The sequence below is a fragment of the Anabaena sp. EIM26 genome, from assembly GCF_057568715.1.
The window spans coordinates 4,758,196-4,775,548 of sequence record NZ_CM172472.1 but is presented as its reverse complement, the minus strand read 5'-3'; the positions used below and the strand labels follow the sequence as shown (position 1 = coordinate 4,775,548).

Sequence of the window (17,353 nt, the reverse complement as noted above, 5' to 3'; positions counted from 1 at the left end):
AACCCAAACGCACCGTTATAGATTAAATCACAATGGTGCGTTACGCTGTCGCTAACACACCCTACTTACTACGCAATGTGATGATTATTTATGATGCTAATTCCTTGGAATCTATCAAAATTGGATTAATATCAAACCAAGAACCATCTTCATCTCGATATTCAAAAACAAACATACTACGAAGTAAAATATCATATTTATCTTCACCTCTATAGGTTTTTGTTGTCTGTACTTCCTTTAGTAATTCCCATTCATCATCTGTAATTGCTAAACTTAACTCATTACAACGCTTTTTAATAACGGTTTCTACACATTTTTTAGAAATTGGTGTATCTTCTATTTGCAGACAACGAAACAATAGCATTAATAGGTTACGCAAATGTCCACCGCTAACTTTACAAAGTCGTTCTAATGTTTCAGGGCTATCAAAAATTTTTGTAACTAAATTTTGACTTTGTTCCCAATTTACATCAGGAAAAGCCCTAGCCATTACCATTTGTTGTAGGAGTGTAATTCCAGCTTGGTAATCTTGACCATTCCTCTGTTTAATCGCAACCATTGGTAAGACTTTAGGATCTACTCCAAAGCGATTTGTTAATCTACCTAATGCGTTAGAAAATATGAGAACTAGGGGAATTGTATACACAACATGACAATTTAATTTGTTTAGCTGTTCACCCCGTTCTACAAATAGATATTCTGGTTGATATTGACCATTTGGTTTCAGTGCGTTATCTACTCTGTCTAAGTTATCAATGATGACTACTAAACCTGATTTACCTTGTTTTTTAAGTCTTTCTTTTGCAGGTATGAGTAATTCTTTATTAATTGCTTCTAAAATGCCACTGGTGCGGGGTTCTAAATATTGTCGTAACTGACTACGCAGTTTAGGACTATCTTTAGTTTTAGCGGTAATTTTGCCAATACCTACAGATAGTTCTGCTTCCACACCAATATCTAAGGGTGTTTGTAAAAGTTCAGCTATTTCGGTAAATAGATTTTGAAAATATCCTGGTTTGAGTTTGATTTGTGCTGCTTCTAAACTTTGACTAACTTCTCTAGCTATGGCTAGTAAAATATCTGTAATATCAATATCAGCTAAATCTAAACTTTGACTAGATTCAAAATAAACTACATGAAATTCTTGTTCTTGTAATTCTGCTTTCAGTCGTAGTAATTCTGTAGATTTGCCGCAACCTATATGTCCTGTAAATAATTGACAAGTGGGTGATTCTGGAGAAAGTAGGGTAATAGTTCGTTTTAATTCTCTAATTATTTCTGCACCCCGCACTTCGGAAAAATCAATATAGTATTGTCTATCCTCAGCTTTGCTTTGATCAAGAGTTTTATTTGGGTTGCAAGCTTGATAAAATCTTTTTAAATCAAGTGTCATGAGAAATTGCCTAAAACGAGTCTAATCTTAATTCATATCTCAGTAATTATACAGGTAATGATAAAATTAAGCCAGAAATTAGACTCGTGATAGCGCGGCGTAAGCCATACTCCTCACTCAGCAATGTTTTTATTCAAAAATGGTGTATTTAGGACTTGCTGAAAAAGTCTTTCCGTTAGGGCTAGGAGTCAGGAGTCAGGAGTCAGGAGTCAGGACGAAGAATTAGAAGGAGATCAGAATATTCTCAAATCTGGGTAAATGAACGGTTTTTGATGATTTCATCGCTTATTTCTTGCACCTTCTTCTACTTTTTCAGCCTGTAACTATTGATATATCTAGGTTTTTGGTTTATATGCCTAACGGCACGCTCTTCGCGTTCAGCAAGCCCTATTTATTTCAGTTTCATTATGGGCAAATTCACCGTAAATGTTGTCCCTACACCAACCTGACTATCAACGTAAATTTCACCACCATGCGCTTCAACACATTTTTTAGCGATCGCTAAACCCATGCCTGTTCCTGAAATACTGCCGACATTTTCGCCCCGAATAAAGGGCTGAAATAGCCGTTTTTGGTCATGTTTGGCGATGCCAATGCCCCAATCTTGAACCCGGAAAGTGACTACGTTATCTTGACTTGTGACTTCAAATTTGACTGTGCTACCAGGGTGGGAATATTTAATGGCATTACTGAGCAAATTTTCTAAAATGTGCCGTAATAAGCTTTCATCCCACAGGGTATCCTTAAAATCACCACAACTGGTGAATTCTATGGTAACTTGTTTATCTAAAGCTGTTAAATGTAATTCTTCTAGGGTTTGATGACAAAAAGCTTCTAAATCTAGACGACTGAGATTACTGTGTAATTTACCTGAATCAGCTTTACCAATAAAGGTAACTTCATCTAATAACTGTGCCATATTTTTGATGGCAGAGCGAATCATCCGCAAATGATTAACTTTTTTCTCTTTCGTTAATTTGTCGTCACTGTTTTGTAGCAATCCAGCCGCTAAAAGAATTGTATTGAGTGGATTACGGATGTCATGGGAAAGCATGGAGACAAAATCAGATTTGCACTGATAAAGTTCTTGAGCTTTTACTAGTTCAGCAGTTCTTTCTTCAACCCTCGATTCTAATGCTTGATTGACTGTTCGTAGTTGTTCTAGAGCTTGTTTTCGGGCGATCGCATATTCTACTGATCGCACTAACATATCTGGCTTTACCTGCCTTTTAACTAAATAATCTTGCGCTCCCTGTCGCACTGCTTCAATAGCTAGTTCTTCATCATTGGTGTTTGTGAGAACGACAATTGGTGTACTAGGAGCTTGATCTATCAACAGCGGTAAAGATGATAATCCTTGACTATCTGGAAGGGTAAGATCCAATAAAATCACATCATAAGTCTGCTGATTTAGTTCTGCGAATGCATCCCGTAATCTTTGAACATGAACTAAACTAAATTTTTTAGATTGGGCTTGCTTGAGAAACTCTTGTAACAACCTAGCTTCGGCTAAGTTGTCCTCAATTAACAAGATTTTCACTGAGTAGCTCGCAGCCATAATTTTCTGCTTTAATCCCCCTCTAATTGCTGATTTCTGAGTCCTGAACAATAAATTTTTCTCCTATTTTTCCAGCTTACTCTAATGGTAACGTAGCGGTAGAAAACCAAAATTCCTCAATCCCTTTGACGATTTGAAATAGTTGGCTGAGGTTACGAGATTTGGTGATGTAGCAGTTTACGTGCAAGTCATAACTATGGAAAATGTCATCTTCGTTTTTAGAAGTTGTTAAGACTACTACGGGAATGCGTTTAAGTTTGGGATCTGATTTAATTTCTGCTAACACCTCTCTTCCATCTTTTCTGGGTAGGTTCAAATCTAGCAAGATGAGGTCGGGACGTAGTGCATCAGCATATTCGCCTTCTTGACGCAGATAAGCCATTGCATCTATGCCATCTCTAACTGTCACTACCCGATGGGGTAGTGTGCTAGTTTTTAATGCTTCTTGAATGAGGCGAATATCGGCTTTATTGTCCTCAATTAAAAAGATTATTTTGTGTGTTTCTTCCGTTTCTGCGCTCACGCTCACGTCCTCCGGCTGGAATGGTAAAGTAAAAGGTTGCGCCCTGTCCGAGTTGTGACTCTACCCAGATTCGCCCCCGATGACATTCGACAATTTTCTTACAAATTGCCAAGCCCATACCTGTGCCTGGATATTCATCTCTTGTGTGCAGGCGTTGAAAGATGATGAAAATGCGATCGCTAAATCGCGGATCTATGCCAATGCCATTATCGCGCACTGAGAATAACCATTCATCTTCTAGTCTCTCTGCACCTATATGGATTTGCGGCGTTTCTTCACTGCGGAATTTAATCGCGTTACCAATCAGGTTCAGAAATAGCTGCATCAGCTGGGTACTGTCAGCCATGACGGTAGGTAAGGGGTCATGGGTAATAATAGTACCTGTTTCGGAAACACGCTTGCGTAAATTGCTCAGAGCGCGTTCTAAGGCTGTGTCTACTTCTGTAACTTGAAATGCGATCGCTTGGCTATCTACCTTGGAGTATGCTAATACGTCATCAATTAACGTCTGCATCAAGCTCACTCCCTCTACTGCATAGTTAATAAACTCCTTCGCATCCTCATCAAGTTGGGCTTCATAGCGCATTTCTAACAACTGCACATAATTGGCGACTTGATTGAGTGGTTCTTGCAAATCATGGGAAGCGACATAGGCAAACTTTTTCAATTCCGCATTAGAACGTTCCAAATCTTGCGCTAACTGAGCTAATTCATCAGCTTGACGCAAGACAATATTCACAATTCCCTTCCGCAATTCCAATGCTGCTTTGATTTCTACATATTTCCAGGGTAAAGATGTTAATCTGACTGTTTCTTTCCACAATTCAAATGATTTCCGGGGACACAAACGCAAATTCCCATGTGCTTGACTAACTTCAAATGCCTTATTCGGATCACCACCCCAATTTACAGTTTGAATCACTTCCGGTCGGAACCACAAAACATAATTCCGCTGAGAAATAGGAATAGCTAACAAACCACTAGCGACATTTTTGAAGCTTACCGCATCTGGATAAAGACTAGGAAGAGAATCTGTATAAAATACCTCATCATCGACATTATTCTTGAGCCATTCAACTAAAAAGTTTAAGTCTTCTTCTTTGGGCGTTTCACCAATCAAGGTGTAATTTCCCCCAAAGCATACTGCTGCACCTTTCGCACCAGTTAAATCTAGAATATTTGGCTGATTTTTTACCAAGCCATCAATAAAGTTATCCTCTTGGGACATATATTCAACTAATAGTGATTGAATAGATGTCAAATTCATCCGATAGTCATAATCTTCTGTTTCTTCTCTGGCGGAAATTTCCGAAAATATCAATCTTCCCAAGAATTCGCAAGCTTTCCGCAATTCATAAGAAACATATTTGGGTGTTTGATGATGACAAGCAATTAATCCCCAAAGTTTTTGATCTTTAATCAAAGAGATAGTCAAAGAAGCCCCAACACCCATATTATGTAAATATTCCGTATGGCAAGATGCCGCACTTCTGAGACTTGATTGTGTTAAATCAACAGGACGCTCAGTTACAGGATTATTAACAGGAAAAATTTCTATAGGTTGAGAATGAGCATCCGGGATTAATCTAATTGAATTGGAAATAAATAATTTTCTGGCAGGTTTAGGAATATCTGACTCTGGAAAGTGTAAACCCAAGTAAGGTTCTAAACTTTCTATTTTTTCTTCAGCGATCACAGAACCATGTCCATCGTCATCAAATTTATATAACATTATTCTGTCAAATCCCGTCACTTTGCGGACTTCCTGGACGATGATTTGACCAAATTCTCGGAGATTTTTAGTAGTTTCTAGTTGATTTATAGATGCTCTTGCTAAATGATAAAAGCTTAAAAAGGGAATATTTTCTTGAGAAATAGCAGGTTCTAATTCCAGGATTAAAAATCCTTCCGTATTCCGGTGAAATACAGCATCAAATACAGTATATTCGTCACCTTTTTTTCTAATCCAAATTTTAGTAGGATTAATAAAATCTAAATTCTCTTCTGCTAAACCAGATTTAATTCTCTCTATTTGAAAAGGATCAACTAAATCTTCTAATTTTTTCTGCAACATATTTTCGGGGGAAATTCCGAAAACATTTAATGTGTTATTGCTAATTTGCAATATTTTCAACTCCGGTTCTTGTAAAACCAACAAAATACCATGAGGTTGAATTTTACTTGAAACATGAATTGGTGCTTCTTTCAAGCTGGTAACATTCACATTCTGCACTTGTAACGCTATATCCATGTCGATTCCCCTCTTTATATATATCTAGGTGCGTCAAGAGCAGAATTAATGATAGATTTTTCACCTGTCAGGTTTCGTATTCTATCTAAATGTACCGCTCTTAGCTTGAAAATTAACTCGCAGATTATTTCAGAAATATGCTTAAGCTGTAATAATTTTCCTATCTGTCTAGGCAAGAAATTATTCTAGTGGGAAAGAAGTAAAAGCAGCTATATTAGCTATTTTTAAATTTGCTATTCCCCATCAAGTTAATTTTTTTTACTGCCAATATCATGTCAAGTTTCAGTTGTCATTGGGTAGAGTTACCCGAATTTGCCAACTGCTTACAGTGTAACAGTCAGTTATTCTGAATACAGATAAGAAATGTAAAATACAGGTGATTAACCAAGCAGTTTTTATGTACTTATATGAAGCGAATAATCAATAAAATAACTTAGTTAAGTGAGTGACTCAAATCCAACTTCTAAACCACATCCGCAGGTGATAATCTTCTTGAGACAGCGGTAAACCCAAATAGATAGGCATCCAAAACACGAAAGCAGCTATGATAGCGAAAGTGATGGTAATACCCAGTATACGCAGTTCTCGGCGATAACTACGAAGACATTGATCAACAAACCATGCGATCGCTATAAATGTAAAAACCACCGCACACATATAATGGTAGATAAACACACACCGATTGACCTTCACCCAAGGTAAGAAATTAGCGGCATAATTAATAACTATATATAAACTAATCCAAGTATCAACACCCAGATTTTTAGGAACAAAGACGCGTTTTTGCTGTATCCCTGGTAAAACCATTTTTACAAACAGCATTCCCATTAAAAATATCATGGCTGCAACACCAAACCACCACAAAAACGGATTACCTATTGCGTGGACATCATAAATTACTTTCCCAGCACCAGCAGGTAAGGGAGGGCCAAATACAGGTAGAGGATCTTTAAAACTTTGAGTTGTTTGATAATAATAAGCCATTGGTCGAGTTAATAACGGCCATTTGTACCAAGCAGCACAATAAGGATGAACACTAGAATTGTTACCACCTAACTGCAAATGAAATTTCAGAATTTCCTGATGAACTTCTATAAATCCATACCTGGTGTCTAATTGCAAGTGAGGAATCCAAATCAGACTATAAACTGCTGCGGGAATAATTCCCAGACAGGATATCATCTGCAAAATATTTATCTGAATTAGGTTTTGTAATGGTGTTTGAATAGTAACTTCATGATTAATTTGAGAATTTGCTGGAGTAATTAAAGGACGCAAATAAGAAAACAAAGAAACATGGCGTGACGGGGAAAAAAATTGCAACCATTTAATTATCCAAGCTGCTATCCACATTCCATAAGCACCGAAAAGAAACCATAAACCATTCCATTTTGTAGCGATAGAAGCACCAAATCCAACACCAGCTAAAGCCAACCACAACCAACGTTGTTTATTTTGCTTCTCCAAAGCTAATAACAAAAACCATTGCCCAATTAAACCAAAGATAACTATATATATATTATTCAAAGCATAGCGAGATTCTACTAAAAATAAACCGTCACAAGCTGTAAATAAACCAGCTAATAAAGCAAAGCCACGCCGATAACATAATTGATAAGTTAGTAAAACAACTACTACAGGAATAAATGAACCAGTCAAAGCATTTATCCACCTATAACTCCACGGGGATAATAAAGAACCAGTCAACCCATTTACAGTATTTTGCCAAAAGGGAATATGATTACCAATCCAAATCCCAAAGCCAATTATATATTGACTTAACGGTGGGTGAGCATTAAAAAATGGTGTTTGGGTAAGATAGTTATTGCCAAATTGGGCAAAATAAATTTCATCAAAAACGAGGGTATTAAATCTCCCTAAACCCCAAAAGCGTAATATAAATGACAGGATAAATATCACTATCATGCCAGTCCGAAACCATTTTTTAGTCATTGATTATTGATCAAAGGAATTTATGAAAATAGGACTTATTCATTGACAAAATCCATCAAATATGGATTATGAATTTTATCTTTTGTAGGGTGCGTCAGTCCCGATAATTGAGCATCTAACAGATTGTCTCTATCTGACGCACCGCACTAATATACGATTCCAAAAGTCTGAAACTAGGCAATTTCATTCACACATATGATGTGCAGTTTGTAAAGTGAGTAAGTCCTAGAAAATATTTCTATTAAACTAAAACTGTATCCAGTGGAAAATCTTAACTTTACTTGCTTGAGAAATAGATTTTTACTTACAAGTCAATTATCTAGCTAAACATTCAAATACATTTATAAATACTTTCTACAACTTTTGTCTCCAAAATATTGTGATTAAACCACAAAATACACTTTCTTTAACATCCTTGTGAATTTTACGCATTCTGTTTTGTCCAGGCTGGGTATGTTAAAAATCCATAGAAAAAATTGACCCTGAGTTTTACCAGAATCAAAATTATTCTATCAAATTTCTTGTTTAATGCCTACCAAGCCAAAAATGCTAATTACAAATTCGCTCTGAGTTGCACACCATAAATTACTGGATCTCCAAAACCAGCAGTCACATCAGGCGGTGGGAAAAAGAAGCCAGAAGTAATATAACGAGTGTCAAACAAATTATTGGCATACAAGTAAATACCGTATTTTTGCCATTCATAACCAATGCGAGCATTCACCACCACAAACGGATCTTGCTTAATTTGATTTGCATCATCAATACTGTAGCCAAATTACGAGGGTTCAACGGCTGTAGAAGCATTGTGAATACGACCAAGAGAGGTAAGCTTGGCAAAAATCTGGGATAATAAAATAGGCTCAGGCTGTTGCGGAAGCATTTTTAATATTTCCCGAACATATCGAAAACCCCGACAATAAGCCTGAAGATCAACAATGCCAGCACCGGGATTATCTTCACGAAACTGAGCTAGAAGATAATGAGACAAATTGACCATAAAAAAAGAAAGATTAACAGCATTAGTCACAGCAGTTTGACCTCTGTTCATAAAATCTTCCAATCCCCAAAACTGTTTGGCATCTCGGAAATTAAATTCGATTTGGAAGCGCAACTTATAGTAGTCAATTATTTTTTCAGATGATAAAGTTAAGTCACTAGAAAACAGAATTACGTGACTGCGAGCATTAGTTTTGAGATTGGTTTTCACCAAAATAACTACATTCAGTGGTTGGCCAAATTCTTTGTGCAGTAGAGTAGCTTGATAAGTATCAGTTTTAATATCTTCTTCAAGACTACTTTGACGCAAATATGCCCCAGGAATATTACGCCAGTCCAACTTCTCTCCGTATTTACGACGGGAACGATGATTAGGGTCAGGATTGTGGTAAGGTATATATAATGCCGAATCGTGACGTAACTTGGAAATTATGTGTAACTTTACCTGCCTAGCCATCTGCAAAGCATTATTGTTCCCAAAGTGACCATCTACGACCAAGTAAGTGAGGGGAATAAAGTTAGCTATTAACTTAAATAGCTCATTAATCATCTTCTTAATTCTTAGCAATTCAGGTGTAAAAGTCACCTCCTTTTTATTTTTGTTTTTACTTCCTTTTGGTCGTCCCCGTCCACGTTTTTCTTGAGGTTTTACTTCTGGACTTGGCGAGACACTACTTTTTTCTACATCGCTTTTTATTACCTGTTCTATCTGAATCGGAAATGAGTGTCTTTGTTGAACACTTACTAATGATAATGTAAAGAAAGATAGTCCCAATATTGGTTTACTTATTAGACTGGAAAAGAACCTATCTAATCCATAGGTTTTTTTCCCGGCTTTGCTTATTACTACTTCGTCTCCTGCCAACAAATAAACATCATTTGGGCAGAACAAATGCCGCCGAAAAAACACCCAGAACACCGTTGTCCACGGTATGACTGTACGAAAAAATCTGATTACCGTCCGATAACTACCACCACTAAGCGTCCAACGCGATATTCCCAACATTGTGACTCGCCCGCTCATGGCTAACATGGCCGTGATGATCTGGCTTAACTGCCGCATCGTCGTCACTTTTATTTCTGGTAGTAGGCATTGCAACAGTGCTAGTATGTCAAACATGGGCTGTATGTGGCTTTCGAGTTGTCGTTGTGGAAGACTATAACTCTACTACATCAGCCCTCTTTTTATACTCTTTTTTTGGCTACAGTATTGATCATCAAAATAATTTTTCCCATAGCCGCGTAATTCCCCACGAGCAAAGATACCACTAGGACTACGGTACTGAATAGCCAAATTGTAAGTTAATTCTGGTGCAAGAGGAACGCGATTATTACTATAATTTATGCCTGTAAATGGATTGCTGTAGTTTTGAAATTTGCTATCTACATAACCCACGCCAGCAATTAAATCTAGCCCCTTTACAGGTTGGGCTTTTAGTTCAAATTCTAATCCCGTGATATCAACATCAGCATTCGCAATATCGCGGAAAAATCCATCACTATCTGTTAGTAAAACTTGATAGTCATTTACATTAGTCCGAAACACCGATAAATTAGCCATCAAGCGGTTACCCAGCCAGGAAGACTTTAAACCCGCTTCATAAGTCCAAGATGTTTCTGCTCGATATTGGCGGGTCGCGTCGTCGTCAGCCCGGTAATTGAGTCCACTAGGGCGATATCCTTGGGCAATTGTCCCATAGGCCATTAAATTTGGGGTGATTTGATACTGCAACCCAAAACGCGGAATTACTGCACTGCTACTAATTTCTGCTCCTTTTAATTCAGCACCAAATGGGGTAACACCACCACCAGCCACTTCAAAGACACGGCGACGGCTCAGGGTGCTATCCGCAGCTTCATAACGCAAACCAGCAAATAAAGTCAACGCTTCAATTAATTTGTAGTCTAATTGACCAAATACAGCGTAAGTATTACGAGATTGTTCTGCGGAAACACGGTTACGTCCTGCTGGTAAACCAAATATGGCAGCGGCGGTTACTGTTCTTTCTATAGTATCGTTAACAACATTAAAATCACGCCCTTCATAATATCCACCAAGTAACCAACGCAAACGGTCTGCACTTTCTGGTGACTGGAGACGAAATTCCTGTGACCAAACGGTGGAATTAATATCTATAATCTGCCTTAGTAAATCAAGTTCAGCAAAGTTATCTCCCAGGAAATTGGACTGATTGTTAAAACGCCGTGCTGTAATGGACGTAGCCCGAAATTTATCACCATCATAGCCAATTTTCAAGGCTTGGGTATTACTGCTTAACCGCGCAAAACCGTCCACATTTTGATCGATCTTAAATGGGTCATCCGCATTACGAAGATTATAAGTAGGATTACCACCATCACTACCACTAGCATAAGTATTGAAAGACACGCTCCATTCTGGTGTGGGTGTCCACAGAATTTGCGCCCGTCCTGCTACTTTTGATACTTCACCAACTGTGCGATTTAATGTCGTATTATCAATAAATCCATCCCGTGCGTTGTATGCACCAGCTAGTCGAAATGATAATTTATCAGGAATTACCGCATCGCTGAGGGAAAGTTGCAATTCCCGGCTGTTGTAGCTGCCATAACTGGCTGAAACTCCAAATTCCGGCGTTTGAGTTGGTTGACGGGAAATCACATTTACTACCCCAGCCGGACTGCTTCTCCCTTAAAGGGTGCTTTGGGGACCACGTAGGACTTCGACTCGTTCTAAATCAATTAAACTTAGGTCTAAAAAGCCACCATAATCAAATGGGACATCATCAATATAAAAAGCTACGGTGTCTTGGTTAGTAAAAGCATTGAAATTACTTAAACCACGCATACTGTAGTAGTTGTATTCGGCACTACCAGATGAAGATGAAGAAAAGGTAAAGTTGGGTGTGTTATTGGCGATACCAGAAAAAGAACTAATTTGACCATCTTCAAGTTGCTGACGCGGAATAACAGTGAGACTAAGTGGTATATCCTGAGCGTCTTCTGTCCGTTTTTGGGCGGTGACAGTTATTTCTATATCTGGATCTGATGTAGCGACAGATATATTTAAAGTTAAACCGCCATTATTTGCACTTATCTGTAGTGTTGGTGCGTCTTCAATTCCAGTTACTAAAACTCGGACTTGGTTATTTTCTTGTTGTGTAACCGTAATTGCAGTAATTCCCGCTGCTGGATTTTTGGTTGTAAACTCTTTTTGCTCTGGTAAAGCTAGGACTGCATTGGGTATATCTGCAATTAAAGTATTACCATCAATTAAAGTTTTTGGTGCGGATAATTCTCCAGAGGGAGTTTCTAAAACAACTTCTAAACCTATTTCTGTCTTTTGCAGCCGCACACCAGTAATTTGCAAAACTTGAGGAGTTGGAGATTCCTGTGCTAACCAATCTTGAATACTCGTTTTTGGATGTTCAATATCATTTAGTCGCGGAATATCTGTAATAACTCCGCTGAGAACAGGTTCTGCATTCGCTTTTTGAGTTATCAGCAAACAAATCGTACTTACCACACTTATAGACACACACCATTTTAACTTCAAAGCTTCCCCCCACATTCCACAAAAAATAACTAGAGATATTACGTCCCAAGTCTCCAGGTAGGATTATTTACTTCATAGAGTCAGGTTGTCAAAAGACAAGCTGTCAAATAAGATATTTACCTGGTCTTGACTCATCTTTTAAATCCAAATGTTCTAATATGCCCCCACCCGGTATTGAAGAGTTATAATTTTCGTGATAGCTTAATATCTGACATAAAATTAAGTTCAAATAAACTTGCTTAATTAATGTTTTATGTGCTACGTGCGAGTAAAATCAGAGTCATAATTAGACCATCACAGTTTATACTATTAGTTTTTATGCCAGCAACATTTTTTATTCAGACAGAGTGGGCAACCGGGTTTCTTCACTAAAAAGTAGGCAAATTTTGCTACATAGGTTGTTTGTCTGGAAAAAAGCAAATGGCTATTTAGATATTCACAAAAAAATCCATCAACATCAAATAATAGGGCTAATTTTGGGAGTTACTTTGTTACTCTCATTGTTGATATTATTCTGAAATTAGGAATTATAAACCAAATATCATGCTCATATCTGTTGGATGAAACATTCGATAGCTAATATTTCATGTTTTTCAAATCTGATTGTAATCGCTAAAAATTGTTAGGAGCAAATATGTCATCAGCAAACGTAACTCTGGGAATTCCGTCTTTCAATATTATGAATACCCAGGATTATATTGAACTAGAACAGGAATATGGTGCTGATAATTATCATCCTTTAGATGTAGTTATCAGCAAAGGAGAAGGAGTTTGGGTATGGGATATAGAAGGTAAGAAATATCTCGATTGTCTTTCTGCTTATTCAGCATTAAATCAAGGTCATTGTCATCCTAAAATTCTTGAGGCTATGATCAAACAAGCTGAGAAAATTACTCTAACTTCTAGGGCTTTTCGTAATGATAAATTGGGAGAATTGTATCAAAAGCTGGCTCAGATTTCCGGTTTACCTAAAGTATTACCCATGAATTCCGGTGCAGAAGCTGTAGAAACTGCTATCAAAGCCATTCGTAAATGGGCTTATAAAGTTAAAGGTGTTCCAGAAAATCAAGCTGAAATTATTGTTTGTAGTAATAACTTTTCTGGACGCACTATTAGTCTAATTAGTTTTTCCACAGAAGAACAATATCAAGATGGATTTGGTCCTTTGACAACTGGATTTAAAGTTATTCCTTTTGGTGATGCTGAGGCTTTAGAAAAAGCAATTACTCCTAATACTGCTGCATTTTTAGTAGAACCAATTCAGGGTGAAGGTGGTATTATTGTTCCTCCCAATGGTTTTTTGAAGCAAGCAGAACAAATTTGTCATCAACATAATGTATTACTGATTTTTGATGAAATTCAAACTGGATTAGGCAGAACTGGGAAAATGTTTGCCCATGAATATGAAAACGTCAAACCAGATGGTATCACATTAGGAAAAGCTTTATCTGGTGGATTTTATCCAATTTCTGCTTTTATTTCCACCGACGAAGTTATGAGTGTATTTCAACCAGGAGATCATGGTAGTACCTTTGGGGGAAATCCTTTAGCTGCTGCGATTGGAAACGCAGCCATTGATGTCATTATTGACGAAGATTTACCAGGAAAAGCTGCTAAATTGGGAGAATATTTTATGGAAAAATTACAATTAATTCCCAGTTCACATATTAAAGAAGTTCGCGGTAAAGGCTTACTAATTGGCATGGAATTACACCCAGAAGCTGGTGGTGCGAGACGTTTTTGTAAAGCCTTAGCGAAAGAGGAATTATTAGCTAAAGAAACTAGAGATAATGTCATCCGATTTGCTCCACCTTTGGTTATTTCTCAAGCTGAAATAGATTGGGCTTTGGAGAGAATTTTACGGGTAATGACAACTTTGTAATTATTTAAAAATACCTTTTGACCACTGTTTAATTATCCTTAATATTTCCATAACTTAAACAGTAGTTAAAATCAGGTATTCTGTTAGTGAATTAAAGGCGTTGCTGAATTCAAAAATCAATAATTCTCAACTCTTACTTTCTGTGACTCTACGCCTCTGCGTGAAATAAAATTTTAAACTTTAATTAGGGAAAATCTACCATGAATCGTGAAGAACTTTTGCAAGAGACTGTGCAACCAATTGACATTAAAGATTTTGATGTTGTTGGTTTAGTGGAAGCTATGAGCAAAACAGCTTTCCAAGCCAGAAATTTAGGACGAGCGGCGAAAATTTATGATGCCATGTTGCAAGACAAAGAATGTACAATCATTCTATGTTTAGCAGGTTCTTTATTTAGTGCTGGATTAAAGGGAATAGTTCACGATTTAATTACTAACAATATGGTAGATGCAATTGTATCTACTGGTGCTAATATTGTTGATCAAGATTTCTTTGAAGCATTAGGTTATCGTCATTATGTCGGTGATCCTTTTGCAGATGATGAGATATTAAGACAGCAACGAATTGACCGCATATATGACACCTATATTGATGAAGATCAGTTACGGGTGTGTGACATGACCATTGCGGAAATTGCGGAGACTTTAGATAATCGTCCCTATTCTTCACGGGAATTTATTGAGGAAATGGCGGCTTATATAGAACGCAGAGGTAACTATGGTCAGTCTGTAGTACAAGCTGCTTATCAACACCGAGTCCCGATTTTTGTCCCCGCTTTTAGTGACTGTTCGGCTGGGTTTGGACTGGTTCATCATCAATGGAATTCTCCAGACTCTCATTTAACCATTGACTCGGTGCGAGACTTCCGGGAGTTAACTCAGTGTAAACTAGCTTCAAACTATACTGGCTTGGTGATGATTGGTGGTGGTGTGCCGAAAAACTTTGCTCAGGATACGGTGGTAGCTGCGGAAATGCTGGGCTTTGATACGAGTATGCACAAGTATACAATTCAAGTTACCGTTGCTGATGAACGAGATGGGGCTTTATCTGGTTCTACTCTCAAAGAAGCCCATTCTTGGGGGAAGGTAGATAAAGCTACTGAACAAATGGTGTTTGCAGAGGCAACTGTGGCTTTACCGTTGATTGCGGGATATGCCTATCATAAGGGTAATTGGCGCGATCGCCAACCACATCATTTAGCTGATTTATTCACTAAACCTCAACCCAAGGTAGCAACTGTGTAGAGATTTTTAGGGGGCAAAGAAAGCTCCCTAAAATAGCTATAATGTATTTGTAATTAAGACAAAACCTAGATATTAAAATATGACTAATTTACTTAGGTTATTGACAATTTCATCTTTGCTCTTGTCTCTAAGTTTGCCCTCTTTGGCCACTAATAAATCCTTGGTTACGGAGAAAAACTTCCAAGGTGATGTAGAGCCAAAAAACTGCCCTCTACAAAAAAGGAAAAAAGGTAGTTTTATATATGATCTTTGCCAAGTTAAGGGTAAACCAATATCTTTATATATCCAAAGTGTTGAAGCATCTGATGGCAATGAAAATGGTGCTTTGGATGTTGCTGTATTAAAATATAAAAATGGACAATTAATTCACGTTAGTGCTGAAGATTTTCATAGATATGGTTTCCGCAAACAAAAATTAGTTGCAGCTTGGCACTTAGATAATACCATTAAAAATGTATCATCACCTGAATATCGCGCCATAGAAAAGCGTTTTTTAGCAGAGTCTCGGAGCAGTTTAGAACTATTTGGGATTAAGCAAGAATAGCACAGGACTTACGCAAAATATCTCTCAAACCCTCATTTCTCTGTGATCTCTGTGCCTCTGTGGTATGCCTGACGGTCCCGTAAGGGATACGTTTATTCCGTACCTTATGCGTAAGTCCTATGTCTTGTTACTTGCCTGATATAATTTTGCTGCTTTTTGAAAGTCACCAATAGCAGCTTGCTTTTGACCTAAACGACGTTGAGCAAGACCTCGATTATAATAGGATACTGCCGACTCAGGTTCTAGTTTAATTGCTTGATTAAAATCTGCGATCGCATCTTTCGCATTGTCCCTCTCATCTCCCCGCTTCAACCACTGTTCAGCCGTTGTTTGAGCCTAAGAAACTATTACCGGAGATATATTCTGTGAGGTAGTATTTGCGATCTCTTTTTGATTTACACCCATGTTTAGTAACACCAATATGCTGGAAATTCTTAACCAGCTTGGTACGATCAATCTGTACGTTTTTTGTATCATCATTTCTCCAAAAACTTGATATTTGAGATAGTTTATGAAGTGAGTATTTTTAGCATTTTTACAAACTATTTTTACAGATTCAAATTATAGCCAAAAACCTTCAGCATATTTCGGCTAGACTTCATCGCCCAATCGGTATATTCCTTACGTTGTTTAGGGTTAAATTGAGTCGTGATTATATTGTATTTTGGGTTAACAGCACCCACTTCCACCTCCGCAATCAATTTTCCCTTTTCAAACATCCAGACTTGCCCACTACCAGTATCTCTAAACGCAAATAGCTTGCCACCATAGAAGTAAGCCGTTGGTCCATTTTCTCCCTCTGGTCCTTCCATACTAACTCTCGTGTGAATATCTTCCATTGAACACAGTTGATATTCCAGACTCTCGAATCTACGCTTTTGTGGACGCACACAGTTTTCATCTACAAAATTAGTATATTGATCAAATTTCTCTTTGTAAGTTAGCTTAGGTTTTGCTCGCACTTGGGCTTGGGTAGATTGCATTTCTGGGTAATTAAATATGCAAAAAATCCCTATCAGTGCTAACAGCAAATTCGAGTGTTTGAACATAGTTACATGAAAGTAATAATTTTGCTGATCAAGTATAACATAACTTTGTTACTTGCATTTTTACGTAGAATTACATAATCTTCAGATACCTACTGTCAGAATTAGCGCGTCTCAAACCCTATTGACAAGCGGACTTAGCTGATATGACCGTAGCCATTTTTGATTAAGACATTGTTGATCCTTAAGACCTAATCATAGCAGGGGTTTCTTTCTTGTAAGAGTGCCTATTGCTTTCTGCTATAAGTAATCAATTTGTCTACAAATCAAAAATTTCTACCTTTCAGCCCTAACTGAACTTGATTATACGGTATCCCGAATGATATTTAGTACGGTTTACCGTATTTTTTTATCGTGTCAACACCTTGCAAAAAATATTTACAAAATGTTATATTCATTTACATAAGAGAACAAAAAAGAAAAAA

At 37.4% G+C, this 17,353-nt stretch carries 13 protein-coding genes and 1 pseudogene; 3 read left to right on the top strand and 11 right to left on the bottom strand.

Features of this window, described 5'->3' with window-relative positions; genetic code table 11:
• Positions 1-88: 88 nt before the first annotated feature.
• The 9 genes and pseudogenes from AC012T_RS20660 to AC012T_RS20620 form a co-directional block, all read right to left on the bottom strand.
• A complete protein-coding gene (locus AC012T_RS20660; RefSeq protein ID WP_487060589.1) occupies positions 89-1,393 on the bottom strand; it encodes a P-loop NTPase fold protein in 1,305 nt (434 codons plus the stop codon).
• 391 nt (positions 1,394-1,784) lie between these two features.
• Complete coding sequence (locus AC012T_RS20655; RefSeq protein ID WP_487060588.1) at positions 1,785-2,951, bottom strand: sensor histidine kinase; 1,167 nt, start codon at positions 2,949-2,951, stop codon at positions 1,785-1,787.
• Positions 2,952-3,027: 76 nt separating this feature from the next.
• Complete coding sequence (locus AC012T_RS20650) at positions 3,028-3,474, bottom strand: response regulator (RefSeq protein WP_438892549.1); 447 nt, start codon at positions 3,472-3,474, stop codon at positions 3,028-3,030.
• Positions 3,428-5,725, bottom strand: coding sequence for an ATP-binding protein (locus AC012T_RS20645; RefSeq protein WP_487060587.1), 2,298 nt, complete (start codon positions 5,723-5,725; stop codon positions 3,428-3,430). Before AC012T_RS20645 ends, AC012T_RS20650 begins: the two co-directional genes overlap by 47 nt.
• Positions 5,726-6,175: 450 nt before the next feature.
• Positions 6,176-7,678, bottom strand: a complete 1,503-nt coding sequence (locus tag AC012T_RS20640; protein ID WP_487060586.1) for a dolichyl-phosphate-mannose--protein mannosyltransferase — start codon at positions 7,676-7,678, stop codon at positions 6,176-6,178.
• 553 nt (positions 7,679-8,231) lie between these two features.
• A pseudogene (locus AC012T_RS20635) lies at positions 8,232-8,441 on the bottom strand (hypothetical protein); the annotation flags it as partial.
• A 15-nt stretch (positions 8,442-8,456) separates the two neighbouring features.
• Positions 8,457-9,797 (bottom strand): transposase, encoded by a 1,341-nt coding sequence (locus tag AC012T_RS20630; RefSeq protein ID WP_487059178.1) that lies wholly within the window; start codon positions 9,795-9,797, stop codon positions 8,457-8,459.
• Between the two features lie 48 nt (positions 9,798-9,845).
• A complete protein-coding gene (locus AC012T_RS20625) occupies positions 9,846-11,318 on the bottom strand; it encodes a TonB-dependent receptor (RefSeq protein WP_487060585.1) in 1,473 nt (490 codons plus the stop codon).
• Positions 11,319-11,348: 30 nt separating this feature from the next.
• The gene (locus AC012T_RS20620) at positions 11,349-12,194 is read right to left on the bottom strand and encodes an AMIN domain-containing protein (protein WP_487060584.1); all 846 of its coding nucleotides are present in this window, start codon (positions 12,192-12,194) and stop codon (positions 11,349-11,351) included.
• 652 nt (positions 12,195-12,846) lie between these two features.
• Between AC012T_RS20620 and rocD the strand changes: the two genes are divergently transcribed.
• The 3 genes from rocD (at position 12,847) to AC012T_RS20605 (ending at position 15,882) form a co-directional block, all read left to right on the top strand.
• Complete coding sequence (gene rocD, locus AC012T_RS20615; RefSeq protein WP_487060583.1) at positions 12,847-14,094, top strand: ornithine--oxo-acid transaminase; 1,248 nt, start codon at positions 12,847-12,849, stop codon at positions 14,092-14,094.
• A 200-nt stretch (positions 14,095-14,294) separates the two neighbouring features.
• Positions 14,295-15,338: a 1,9-bis(guanidino)-5-aza-nonane synthase gene (locus AC012T_RS20610; RefSeq protein ID WP_487060582.1), complete on the top strand. Its 1,044-nt coding sequence runs from the start codon at positions 14,295-14,297 to the stop codon at positions 15,336-15,338.
• 79 nt (positions 15,339-15,417) lie between these two features.
• A complete protein-coding gene (locus tag AC012T_RS20605; RefSeq protein ID WP_487060581.1) occupies positions 15,418-15,882 on the top strand; it encodes a hypothetical protein in 465 nt (154 codons plus the stop codon).
• A 117-nt stretch (positions 15,883-15,999) separates the two neighbouring features.
• Here AC012T_RS20605 and AC012T_RS20600 read toward each other — a convergent pair whose 3' ends face one another.
• Together AC012T_RS20600 and AC012T_RS20595 are read right to left on the bottom strand one after the other, a co-directional pair.
• Positions 16,000-16,194, bottom strand: a complete 195-nt coding sequence (locus AC012T_RS20600; RefSeq protein ID WP_487060580.1) for a tetratricopeptide repeat protein — start codon at positions 16,192-16,194, stop codon at positions 16,000-16,002.
• A gap of 236 nt (positions 16,195-16,430) precedes the next feature.
• On the bottom strand, positions 16,431-16,931 hold the full coding sequence (locus tag AC012T_RS20595; RefSeq protein ID WP_487060579.1) for a hypothetical protein: 501 nt from the start codon (positions 16,929-16,931) through the stop codon (positions 16,431-16,433).
• Between the last annotated feature and the right edge of the window lie 422 nt (positions 16,932-17,353).

What these genes read in the sequence shown, in the direction of transcription:
- AC012T_RS20660 (WP_487060589.1), bottom strand. Translation starts at nt 1,393, where the DNA reads ATGACACTTGATTTAAAAAGATTTTATCAAGCTTGCAACCCAAATAAA.
- AC012T_RS20655 (WP_487060588.1), bottom strand. Translation starts at nt 2,951, where the DNA reads ATGGCTGCGAGCTACTCAGTGAAAATCTTGTTAATTGAGGACAACTTA.
- AC012T_RS20645 (WP_487060587.1), bottom strand. Translation starts at nt 5,725, where the DNA reads ATGGATATAGCGTTACAAGTGCAGAATGTGAATGTTACCAGCTTGAAA.
- AC012T_RS20640 (WP_487060586.1), bottom strand. Translation starts at nt 7,678, where the DNA reads ATGACTAAAAAATGGTTTCGGACTGGCATGATAGTGATATTTATCCTG.
- AC012T_RS20630 (WP_487059178.1), bottom strand. Translation starts at nt 9,797, where the DNA reads ATGTTTGACATACTAGCACTGTTGCAATGCCTACTACCAGAAATAAAA.
- rocD (WP_487060583.1), top strand. Translation starts at nt 12,847, where the DNA reads ATGTCATCAGCAAACGTAACTCTGGGAATTCCGTCTTTCAATATTATG.
- AC012T_RS20610 (WP_487060582.1), top strand. Translation starts at nt 14,295, where the DNA reads ATGAATCGTGAAGAACTTTTGCAAGAGACTGTGCAACCAATTGACATT.
- AC012T_RS20605 (WP_487060581.1), top strand. Translation starts at nt 15,418, where the DNA reads ATGACTAATTTACTTAGGTTATTGACAATTTCATCTTTGCTCTTGTCT.
- AC012T_RS20595 (WP_487060579.1), bottom strand. Translation starts at nt 16,931, where the DNA reads ATGTTCAAACACTCGAATTTGCTGTTAGCACTGATAGGGATTTTTTGC.